The organism is Nonomuraea endophytica, assembly GCF_014203235.1.
In the GTDB taxonomy this organism is placed as follows: domain Bacteria; phylum Actinomycetota; class Actinomycetes; order Streptosporangiales; family Streptosporangiaceae; genus Nonomuraea; species Nonomuraea endophytica.
Genome location: NZ_JACHIN010000038.1, coordinates 1 through 10,847, shown reverse-complemented (window position 1 = coordinate 10,847; position 10,847 = coordinate 1). Strand labels below are relative to the sequence as shown.

Below are 10,847 nucleotides of genomic sequence, written 5' to 3'. Positions count from 1 at the left end.
GTCATGTACGGCCGGGCGGCATGGCTGGAGGAACGCGGGCTGATCCTGCCGGGCCAGCGCTATGAGGAACTCGTGGTGATCCGCGCGGAACACCTTCCCATACCCGCGGCGGCCCCGGGCGGTCCCGATCCGGCGAGGGCGGCTGGGAAGGCCGATTCGGCATGACGGGGCTCATGCTGACGCCGCACGCGTCACGGCGGTGAGTACGACGAACAGGACCGCCGTGCTCGTGATGGACATGTTCAATCCCTACGAGCACGAGGACGCCGAGCTTCTGTCACGCAGCGTGGAGGAGATCCTGCGGCCCTTGGCCCAGCTGGTCCGTGCGGCGCACGAGCGCCCTGACATCGAGATCGTTTACGTCAACGACAATCACCAGGATTTCGCCGCCGGGCCGGAGGACATCCGTCGGCGTGCGATCGAGGGGCGGCGGCCCGATCTCGTCGAGCCCCTTCCGCTGCCCCCCGGATGCGCCTTCCTGCCCAAGGGACGGCACAGCGCGTTCTTCGGCACACCTCTGGAGTACCTGCTGCGCCGGGAGAACATCGAGACGCTGGTGCTGACCGGGCAGGTGACCGAGCAGTGTGTGTTGTACACGGCGCTGGACGCCTACGTGCGCGAGTTCACCGTCCGCGTGGCCGGAGACTGCGTGGCGCACATTCATCGCGATCTTGCCGATGCTGCGATCCGCATGATGCGAAGCAACATGCGCGCAACGGTCGTGCCGGGCCACAGCAGCCTGGAGCATTGAAACTTTCCTCGCTCAGCCGGACAACTGCGCGTGTAGTCGTCGGCGGTGCTTCTTTCCGGCTTGCCCGGGTTCGCTGCCGATGGAGGGTCATGGTTCCGTCGCCGTCGCCAACGTGCAGAAGACCGCGCTGGGCCTGTTCGCCGACCACAAGCCCTACGCCCCGGCCACCTGGTCCTTCGGCATGTTCTAGCCGGTGGCGACCGTACTCGCGCCCAGGTCGCGAACGGCGGGAGCGGAGCGCTGCCGTGCGCCGGCGGTGCGGTACCAGCCACCGCCGCGTTGGCCCGGACGCTGCGCGCCAGAAGCAAGCCGGCGCCGTCGAGCCTCAAACCGCGCGTTCAAGGGAGGTAGCGGGCGGCCTGGGCCCGCATGGCCGCGGCTGCGGCGGTGTGTGCGATCGCGCATGGCCGGGGCGGGGAGGCTTGGACGTGGTGGGTGGTGGCAAGGGTGTCGTGCAGTGCGGCCAGCACCTGGTAGGAGCGGCGGATCTGCTCGCGAGCGCTCTCCGCCAGGAGCCGGGCGCGGTGGCGCAACCGCGTGGCCCGCTCGATGGCGCCGGCGATGTCGACGGGCGGCCGGCCGGACGCGATCGGGGAGGTGTTCGCCGGTGTACGCCGGCGTCTGCCGCCTATTGCTCGCAGGGTGGGCAGATGCCTGATCGGCGGGGGACTGCCGGCGGTCGAGAGCGGGCGGATGAGGTTGGGGAAGGCGCGTTCGTGACGCGGCCAGATCAGCTCCAGCATCCGCGCCACGGGAGGAGAGGGCGCCACGGTGACGGCGCCACCGAAGGCGTGCAGACGCGCGTGCAGGTCTTCCAGCAGACGAGCGCCACTGAGATCGCAGAAGTTCAGCTCGGCGGCTTCCACCAGGACATGGATGACGCCGGTGCGGATCAGATCCGGCAGCAACGCCTGGAGTACATGCTTGGTGCCGCAGTCGAGAGCGCCGGCGACCACGAGGGTGGCCGCCTGCCCGCCGCTGCGAACGACGCGGGCCGACAGCCTCGTCGATGGCTCGCTCCCGTGGTCGCTCGGCTCAATCATGGATCACGACTCCGTTCGGCGCATGCGCAGACTCACCCGTGACTCACCCGCCTGCTGGGTGATGGTGGCCTCGTCACAGACCTGGCGCATCAGCCACAGCCCGACGCCGAAACTGCCGGGCTTGCGGGCGAGCCCGTCAATCTCTGGCAACTGGGCGGGAAAGGCGTCAGGAGCCAGCAGCCCGGCCTTGTCACAGATGTCGACGGTCAGGTGTTCGTCATCGATGCGGAGGCGGACCTCGCCTCGGCCGCCGGCATGGTCGAGGACGTTGGTGACCGCCTCGTTGACCGCCAGCTTCAGGTCTTCACGCTGACGAGAGGCCAAGCCTGCCCGGCGGGCATAGGTGTCGACGAGCAGACGTAGGCCGGCCAGGTCGTCGCTGACCGGCCAGACGGTGGTCGAGCTCACCCACATGCTCGCTGACCTTACTCGCGGCCCGGTGACGCCGTCCGCGCGGTTGGCTCTCCTTCCCAGCATGCGGTCCGCTGACCGGATCTCCAAGAGCGGCTCGCCTCTGGGCCGGTTCCGCTCCGGCACGCGACCAGGGCCGCGGAAGCTAGCGGCGGGCCCTGGCCGCGTGCCGGAGACTTTCCCCTCTGGGACCGTCGTGCCCGCCCACAGGGCGTTAAACCCGGCGACGCCCGTCCGCCAGACGGTCGGTGGCGGTGACGTCGGGCACTGAGAACCTGACGCTCCAAGCGAGCGGGCGTGACGAGTGGGGGATGAGACCTGCCCGGCTCGTGCATGATTCACCTATGTGGGCAGGAGATACCGATGGACAGCGATCGGGGACGAGACCTCGTGGTCGTGGCCGCCTCCGCCGGCGGGGTCGAGCCGCTGCGCGCGCTGGTATCGCGGCTTCCTCCGGGCCTGCGGGCGGCGGTCCTGGTCGTGCTGCACGTGTCGGCCAGCGCGGGAAGCGCCCTGGCCGGCATCCTTGACCGGTCCGGCCCGCTCAAGGCCATGCCCGCCGAGGACGGAGCCCCGATCGCGCCGGGTGAGATCCGCGTGGCCGTACCGGACCACCACTTGCTGGTGCACGGCGGCAGGCAGCACCTGTCGCGTGGCCCGCGCTACAACGGTCACCGTCCGGCGGCCGATCTGCTCTTCATGAGCGCCGCGCTGTACGGCGGGCCGCGGGTGTCCGGGATCGTGCTCAGCGGGACGCTCGACGACGGGGCACGGGGTTGCGCGGTGATCGAACGCCACGGCGGGGCGGTCGCCGTGCAGGATCCCCGGAAAAGCGACTTCGCCGGCATGCCGCAGGCGGCGGCCAAGGCCGTGGAACGGGCGCACATTCTCGACGTGACGCGGCTGGCGGACTGGGCCGTAGACCAGAGCCTGACGCCGGCATCGGGAGAGGAGACGACGCCCGACGAGGAACTGCGGCGCGAGCTGTCCCGCTACCTGTCGCCGCGGTTGCCGGACACTCCGTCCGGGGAACTGACCGGCTTCACCTGTCCCGAATGCAACGGCCCGCTCTACGAGCAGCGTGCCATGCGCGAGCAGCGCTACGCCTGCCGGGTCGGGCACTCGTGGTCGCCGGACACCATGGTCTCCAGCCAGGCGGACGTGGTCGAACGGGCGTTGTGGGTGGCCATCCTGCGTCTGGAGGAGCGCCACAGGCTGCTGGAACGCATGATCGGTGCGGCCGCGGGGCAGGGCCACAGGATGTCGCTCGCGCGCCTCGCCGAACAGGCACGCGAAACCCGGGAAGCGCTGGAGACGATCCGCGCCCTGCAGGCCACACTCGGGGGCGCCTGGAGGGGTGGCCAGGCGTAAGCTGGTCAGCTGTGATAGTGGCGGAGGAACACGAGTTCGACGATCTCCTGGCCATGCTCAAGGAGACGCGCGGCTTCGATTTCACAGGCTACAAACGGACCACGCTGATGCGCAGGATCAGCAGGCGCCTGGAGGCGCTCAAGCTGAGCGACTACGGCGCGTACCGCGACTATCTGGAGCTGGAGCCGGAGGAGTTCAACCGGCTTTTCGACAGCCTGCTCATCAACGTCACCAGCTTCTTCCGTGACCCGGCCGCCTGGGAAGCGCTGCGCGAGAGCGTGCTCCCCGCTCTGGTGGCCGCCAAGCCGGCGGGCAAGGCGATCCGGGCGTGGAGCGCCGGCTGCGCCACCGGTGAGGAGGCGTACAGCCTGGCGATGATGCTCGCCGAGGAGCTGGGTGTCGAGCAGTTCAAGGAACGCGTCAAGATCTACGCGACCGACCTTGACGACAAGGCGCTGCAGGTGGCCAGAGCGGCCACCTACACCGAGCGGCAGATGGGCGAGCTGCCGACAGGGCTGCGGGAAGCCTACTTCGAGCGGGTCGAGGGCGGTTTCGCGTTCCGGCGCGACCTGCGCAGGCAGGTCATCTTCGGCCGCAACGACCTGACCTGCGACGCGCCCATCTCCCGTGTGGACCTGCTGCTCGCGCGCAACACCCTGATGTACTTCAACACCGAGACCCAGCTCAACATCATCAGGCGCTTCCACTTCGCCCTGGCCAGCCCGGGCTATCTGTTCCTCGGCAAGGCCGAGATGCTGCTCAACCACGCGGACAGGTTCCAGCCGGTCGACCTGCGGATGCGGTTGTTCACGAAGTGCGGGACGACGCTACCGGGCGCGCGCGGACAGTGGCCGCCGGATGCGCTGGACGGCCCCCACGCGATGGTGGCCGAGCTGAAGACCGCGGCTCTGGCCTCCGGGCCGGTGGCCCAGATCGCGCTCGACGTCAACGGGCGGCTGGCGCTGGTGAACTCGCGGGCCGAGGTGCTGTTCAACCTCAACCTGCGCGACATCGGCAGGCCGTTTCAGGACCTGGAGATGTCGTATCGCCCTATCGAGCTGCGATCGGTGATCGAGCGGGCGCAGTCGGAGCTGCGCGCGGTGGAGCTGCGGGAGGTCGTCTGGCATCGGCCCGGCCAGACGGAGGTGGGCGTTTTCGACATTTCCGTGATGCCGCTCCAAAGTGGCGAGGGCGCGACGCTGGTCGGCGTCAGCGTCAGCTTCTACGACGTCACCCGCTACCGCAGGCTCCGCGACGACCTGGAGCAGGCCAACAAGGAGCTCGGGCACGCCTACGAAGAGCTCCAGTCGCTGAACGAGGAACTGGAGACGACCAACGAGGAACTTCAGTCCACCAACGAGGAACTGGAGACGACCAACGAGGAGCTTCAATCGACCAACGAGGAACTGGAGACGATGAACGAGGAACTCCAGTCCACCAACGACGAGCTCCAGCAGCTCAACGACGAACTCAGCGCCCGGAGCCGTGATCTCGATCGAGCCAATGAGTTCGTCTCCTCCATGGTGCGCAGCCTCGGCGACGCCGTGGCGGTGGTCGACTCCGAGTTGCGCGTGCTGGTCTGGAGTCCCGGCGCGGAGGAGCTGTGGGGTGCCCGCGCCGACGAGACCACGGGCCGGCCCTTCGCCGATCTGGACATCGGCCTGCCGTTCGAGGCGCTGTCGGCGCACCTGCGCGTTCTGCTGGCGGATGGTTCGGACCCTCGGGACTGGCCGGACGGCGTGGTGCTCGACGCCGTCAACCGCCGCGGCAAGGCGACCCGTTTCGCGGTGGAGTTCTCCCGGCTGCGCACGGAGGACGACAACGTCGTCGGCATCATCATGGTGATGGACGTCCTCGACTCCTCCGAGTGAGACCATCGCATGGGAACGAGGTGCGCTTCCATCCTGATCCGCTGGTCTGGAGTGCCTGCACAGCGGCCGTCGGGAGTGGGACCGCACCTATGGGGAGCGGTGCCGGCCTCGGCCGGAGAACATGTCGATCAGCCGCCCCACCGGCATTCCGGCTTCGGCGGGGTGACGGAAGTGAAGGTCGGGGTTGAGTTTGTAGTGGTTGCGGCGGCCGATCCGTTCACGCGTGAGGTAGCCGGCATCGCGCAGGTCGTTGACGACGGTCTGCACGGTGCGTTCGGTGACGCCGATGTCGGCGGCGACCTCACGTATGCGGACCTCGGGGTCGCGGGCGATCTCCAGCAGCACGCGGGCGTGGTGTGTGAGAAAGGTCCAGCGAAGCGCGGCGGGATCGAGCGGATCAAGGCTCACGGTCGCCACCCTTCCGGTCCGTCATGGCCGACAATGTCGGCACGACGACTAACACTCTACTTTAGGGCGAAGCATCTTTCACGTAACATCCTTCAGGGAATGCTTCGGATCACCACCGGCTTTTCATCGGCTCCGCCCAAAAGCCCCGTGCCGGTAGCGCAGGCACGGGACGTTCCTCGAAGGGGTTGATTCCGGGGCCGTCGAGCCCGTCTCGTGCCGCGTTCCACACGGCCGCCGCATCGTCCACCAGCACCCCGCACGAGACCAGGCGCTCCACCTCCCGGTCGTAGGCGGCGGCGGAGCCGAACCGGGCGTGACCCCCGCGCCGGGGAACCGCGACCGCTGGACCATTCGCGTGGCCGGTGTCACGGCCACGGTCGAACGGGGAGTTGGCCGACAGCGCCAGCAGGGTGGGCAGCCAGGGACGCAGATGGTGATCACGGCGACGGCTGTTTCGCGATCCTTCACGCCGACGTGTACGTGGCATCCGGAGCTCTGGTGGTCGGCGATGTGGGTGAACCGCTCACCCGAGGACGCCCCTCGGCAGGTGGACATCTCGTCACCCCTACCCCGAGAGCGCCGATCACGCATCTGACCTTTGCTTTATCCTCCGCCGGAGGGGCCGTGCGACGCCAGGCGTGAGCGCGGAGGGCACCCGCTTCATTCGCAGGGCACCGCGAGAAAGGCGTCAGTTCTCCTCGCCCGTCGTGGCGTGCGGCGCGCCGACGGGTTTGGATTCGGGTGATCCGCGCTGGCGCAGATAGACCGACAGGACGACCATCGACAGGACGGCCAGGAACTCCGACTGCCAGTTCTGCAAGGTGCGGCTCCAGAAGTCGGCCGAGGCCACGTACGCTCCCCAGCTCACCGGATCTTGCAGCTGGGCCAGTTGCCGGTTGTTGTACGCGGCGGTGCCCGCAACCGACTGGGCCAGCCACGACAGCAGGAAGACCAGCCCCATGACCAGGCCGAGCGAGTTGCTGAACACGCTCTGGCGCAACCCCCGCGTCTTGGCCCACGCCGGGCTGGAGGGCCGGGCGTGCGGGCCGACCTTCTGCTCCTGGTCGCTCTGCGCGCCTTCCTCTCCGGGCTTCTTCGACTCCGGCGACCCCCGCTGAACCAGCCAGACGGTGACCATGATGAACAGCAGGAACTGCAGGTACTCCGACTGCCAGTTCTCCGCCACGTCCACGGCGAAGTCGGAGGAGGTGACGTAGGCCGGCCAGGAGACCGGCTCGCCCCCGTCGCTCAGCTGGGTGGCGTTGTAGTCGGCGGTGCCCGCGATCGACTGGCCGACGAGGGCGGCCAGGAAAGCCAGCAGGAAGAACAGGCTGAGGGCGTTGTCCTTGACGAAACGTCTCATCCGGCCCTCCTCAACGGCCCAGCAGGCCGATGACGAGCATGTACGCCAGGCCGATCACGATGATGGCCAGCGTCGTGGCGAACATGACCCGCATCTCAACCCTCTATCTCGCACCTGTACGGCCGGGCCTCTCGCGCGGCGCATCCCGCGGCCCTCACCAGCCAGCCGTTGGCGTACCGGTGCAGGAACACGGTGTCGGCGCTCAGCCGTACCTGCGCCTCATCCCCCCAGACCTGGGTCTCCAACGACCGCCCGCCAGGCAGGCGCAGGTCGACGATTGAAGAGGCACATGTCTCACCGGCGCTCTCCTGACCTTCCCTGGCCCGAGGAGAGAGCAAGGAGCAGGCCTGCTCTGCCCGCCCGGCCCTGATCGCGGTGTAGAAGCCCTCCGCCGCCGCCAAAGCCCGGGGCTTCTGCGCGGCGGAGGAACAGCCCGTCGCCCCCAAGATCAAGGTTACGGTCAGCAACCTGACGGCTCCTGTGCGCGCACTCATATCGAGCTCCTTACCCTCCGATCACCTCCTGTCACCTCTCGCGATTCACATGGGTGTTTGGGTGATCGATACGCGTAAGCGGTCCAACGTCCGCATGTGTTCCTCTGGGCCGGGTAGCACCAGGCTCGTCACGATCAGGAGGATCTATGTCACAGAACGTAATCGACCTCATCAAGGCGGATCATCGCGACGTCGAGGTGCTCTTCGAGAAGCTGAAGCGGCAGCCGGAGAACCGTCCCGCACTGGTGGCCGAGCTGGCCGCCAAGTTCGTCGCGCACGCGCGAGCGGAGGAGACGAAGGTCTATCCCACGCTGGCCAAGGCCAAACCGTCGGAGCGAGGGGAGGTCCACCACGGCGTCGAGGAGCACCATCAGGCCGAGGAACTGCTGGCCAAGCTGATGGACGCCAACCCCGACAAGCCGGAGTTCCTCAGCGCCCTGGAGAACCTGGTCAAGGCGGTCAGCCATCACGTCGAGGAGGAGGAGAGCGAGATCCTCCCGGCCCTGGCCAAGGCCATCCCCGCCGACAAGCTCGTCACGCTGGGCCGCGTCTTCAGCCAGGCCAAGGCCGACGAACTGGCGACGCCGCCCAAGCCCGTCGGGCGCACCAAACAGGAACTGCTGGAGCAGGCCAAGGAGAAGGGCGTCACCGGCTACAGCTCGATGACCAAGGACCAACTGATCGACGCGCTCAGCGACTAGAAACACATCCAACGTAGGGGGAACGTTTCCATGCCGAAAAACAGGAACAAGGCGGCAGACCGCGACACGCAAGGAAAGATCCCGGGGCGGCCTGGCGCCGAGGCGCCGAGCCTCGCCGAACCCGTGGAACCGCGCGATCCGCTACCCCCCAAGCCGGACCAGCGCGGACCCGGCCCGTTCACGCCCACGGGGCAGCCGTCCGGCGAGACGGCGCAGACCCGCGCCCAGGGCGGGGAGTTCCTGACGACGGCCACCGGCACCCGGCTGCCCGACACCGACCACTCGCTCAAGGCCGGACCGCGCGGGCCGACGCTGCTGCGCGACCACCACCTGCGCGAGAAGATCACGCACTTCGACCACGAGCGCATCCCTGAGCGCGTCGTGCACGCGCGCGGCGCGGCCGCGCACGGGATCTTTCGCGGGTACGGCACCGCCGCCTCGCTCACCAGGGCCGCCTTCCTGGCCAAGGACGTCGAGACCCCGGTCTTCGTGCGCTTCTCCACGGTCCTGGGCTCGCGCGGCTCGGCCGACACGGTCCGCGACACGCGGGGTTTCGCGACCAAGTTCTACACCTCCGAAGGCGTCTTCGACCTGGTCGGCAACAACATCCCGGTGTTCTTCATCCAGGACGGGATCAAGTTCCCCGACGTCATCCACGCCGGCAAGCCGCACCCGGACCGGGAGATCCCGCAGGCCCAGAGCGCGCACGACACGTTCTGGGACTTCGTGTCCCTGCACACCGAGGCCACCCACCACACCATCTGGAACATGTCGGACCGCGGCATCCCGCGCTCGTACCGGATGATGGAGGGTTTCGGCGTCCACACCTTCCGGCTGGTCGCCGAGGATGGCGGCACCGTCCTGGTGAAGTTCCACTGGAAGCCGAAGGCGGGCGTGCACTCCCTGGTGTGGGAGGAGGCGCAGCTCCTGGGCGGCATCGACCCCGACTTCCACCGGCGCGATCTGGCCGATGCCATCGAGGCGGGCGGCTTCCCGGAGTGGGAGCTGGGCGTGCAGGTTTTCCCCGACTCCGAGGAGCAGACGTACGAGGGCATTGACCTGCTCGACCCGACGAAGATCGTGCCCGAGGAGCTCGCGCCGGTGCAGCCGATCGGGCTGATGACGCTCAACGCCAACCCGGTCAACTACTTCGCCGAGACCGAGCAGGTCGCCTTCCACGTCGGTCACCTGGTGCCGGGCATCGACGTGACCGACGACCCGCTGATGGCCGGGCGCCTGTTCTCCTATCTGGACACCCAGATCACTCGGCTCGGCGGACCGAATTTCGACCAGTTGCCGATCAACCGGCCGCACGCCCCGGTCAACGACATGCTGCGCGACGGCATGCACCAGAGCGCGGTGCACGCGGGGGCGGCGCCGTACCGGCCGAACTCGCTGGACGGCGGCTGCCCCTTCCACGCGCCCGACGGCTACATCGAGGCGCCCTTCCCGGTGGAGGCGGGGCCGCGCGGACGGCTCGCGCCCGCCTCCTTCGACGACCACTTCACCCAGCCGCGGCTGTTCTGGCTGAGCCTGTCGCCGACCGAGCAGGAGCACGTGATCGCCGCCTACACCTTCGAACTGAGCAAGGTGTACGAGCAGGCGATCAAGGAACGGCAGCTCCTGGTGCTGGCCCGGATCGATCCGGTGCTGTGCCAGGAGGTCGCCGCCGGGCTCGGCCTGCCGGTGCCCGACGGCGCACCGGAAGGCGACCCGGAGCCCAGCCCCGCGCTGTCACAGGTGGGGGAGAGCTGGCCGACGGCCGGCCGGGTCATCGGCATCGTGGCCGGTGACGATCTCGACGCGGTCCGTACGGCACGGCAGGCGGTGCTGGAGGGCGGCATGGTGCCACTGGTGATCGCGCCGGCCGGTGGCGTCCTGCCCGGCGAAGGTGAACCCGTGAGCGTGCAGCGCACGTTCGCGGCGGCCCGGTCGGTGGAGTTCGACGCGATCCTCGTGGCCGGAGCTCCGGAGCCCGCCGCCGACGCGCAGGGCGTCCGTGACGCCAAGGCCGGAGTGGGCGGTGCGGTCGACCCGCGGGTCGTGCTGCTGCTGGGCGAGGCCTACCGGCACGCCAAGCCGATCGGCGGCTGGGGCGACGCGCAGGAGGTGTTCGACGCCGCGGCGATCCCGGCCGGGGCGCCCGGCGTGGTTACCGGCGACGCGGCGGCGGCCGTCCTGGAAAAGGTGACCGATCTGCTGGCGCGACACCGCGTCTGGGAACGCTTCCCCAGCACGCTCGGATAGCAAGGTGGCCACGGAGAGGGGCGCCGCTGGGTCCCTCTCCCTCATTTCGATGGCGTGGGGCGGCAGGGATGCGCCGGGTGCCGGACCACGCTGTCAGGTGCTGTAGGTGGATGTGCTGGTGAGGTGGGCGGCGTTCATCGCTTGCTGTGGTGAGGGGTGGGTGTGGAAGAGGTGGTCGGTGCCGGTG

At 68.8% G+C, this 10,847-nt stretch carries 10 protein-coding genes; 5 read left to right on the top strand and 5 right to left on the bottom strand.

Annotated features, from left to right (window positions below):
• Positions 1-223 precede the first annotated feature (223 nt).
• The gene (locus HNR40_RS53370) at positions 224-751 is read left to right on the top strand and encodes a cysteine hydrolase family protein (protein ID WP_312896887.1); all 528 of its coding nucleotides are present in this window, start codon (positions 224-226) and stop codon (positions 749-751) included.
• A gap of 338 nt (positions 752-1,089) precedes the next feature.
• Here the strand turns inward: HNR40_RS53370 and HNR40_RS53365 are convergent, their stop codons facing one another.
• Together HNR40_RS53365 and HNR40_RS53360 are read right to left on the bottom strand one after the other, a co-directional pair.
• Positions 1,090-1,794, bottom strand: a complete 705-nt coding sequence (locus tag HNR40_RS53365) for an STAS domain-containing protein (RefSeq protein WP_184976623.1) — start codon at positions 1,792-1,794, stop codon at positions 1,090-1,092.
• Positions 1,795-1,797: 3 nt separating this feature from the next.
• Complete coding sequence (locus tag HNR40_RS53360; RefSeq protein WP_184976621.1) at positions 1,798-2,202, bottom strand: ATP-binding protein; 405 nt, start codon at positions 2,200-2,202, stop codon at positions 1,798-1,800.
• A 366-nt stretch (positions 2,203-2,568) separates the two neighbouring features.
• On the opposite strand from HNR40_RS53360, the gene HNR40_RS55980 reads away from it, so the two are divergent.
• Together HNR40_RS55980 and HNR40_RS53355 are read left to right on the top strand one after the other, a co-directional pair.
• A complete protein-coding gene (locus HNR40_RS55980) occupies positions 2,569-3,576 on the top strand; it encodes a chemotaxis protein CheB (RefSeq protein WP_246510924.1) in 1,008 nt (335 codons plus the stop codon).
• An 11-nt stretch (positions 3,577-3,587) separates the two neighbouring features.
• Complete coding sequence (locus HNR40_RS53355) at positions 3,588-5,447, top strand: CheR family methyltransferase (RefSeq protein WP_312896886.1); 1,860 nt, start codon at positions 3,588-3,590, stop codon at positions 5,445-5,447.
• A gap of 87 nt (positions 5,448-5,534) precedes the next feature.
• Here HNR40_RS53355 and HNR40_RS53350 read toward each other — a convergent pair whose 3' ends face one another.
• The 3 genes from HNR40_RS53350 to HNR40_RS53340 all read right to left on the bottom strand — a co-directional run bounded on the left by HNR40_RS53350 (position 5,535) and on the right by HNR40_RS53340 (position 7,218).
• On the bottom strand, positions 5,535-5,855 hold the full coding sequence (locus HNR40_RS53350) for a helix-turn-helix transcriptional regulator (RefSeq protein ID WP_184976617.1): 321 nt from the start codon (positions 5,853-5,855) through the stop codon (positions 5,535-5,537).
• 109 nt (positions 5,856-5,964) lie between these two features.
• The gene (locus HNR40_RS53345; protein ID WP_246510923.1) at positions 5,965-6,342 is read right to left on the bottom strand and encodes a glutamate-cysteine ligase family protein; all 378 of its coding nucleotides are present in this window, start codon (positions 6,340-6,342) and stop codon (positions 5,965-5,967) included.
• Positions 6,343-6,543: 201 nt separating this feature from the next.
• Entirely contained in the window at positions 6,544-7,218 is a 675-nt protein-coding gene (locus HNR40_RS53340; protein ID WP_184976615.1) for a DUF6766 family protein, read from the bottom strand.
• A 640-nt stretch (positions 7,219-7,858) separates the two neighbouring features.
• Here HNR40_RS53340 and HNR40_RS53335 point away from each other — a divergent pair.
• Both HNR40_RS53335 and HNR40_RS53330 read left to right on the top strand, forming a co-directional pair.
• Positions 7,859-8,413, top strand: a complete 555-nt coding sequence (locus HNR40_RS53335; protein WP_184976613.1) for a hemerythrin domain-containing protein — start codon at positions 7,859-7,861, stop codon at positions 8,411-8,413.
• Between the two features lie 30 nt (positions 8,414-8,443).
• A complete protein-coding gene (locus HNR40_RS53330; RefSeq protein WP_184976610.1) occupies positions 8,444-10,660 on the top strand; it encodes a catalase in 2,217 nt (738 codons plus the stop codon).
• Positions 10,661-10,847: the final 187 nt, after the last annotated feature.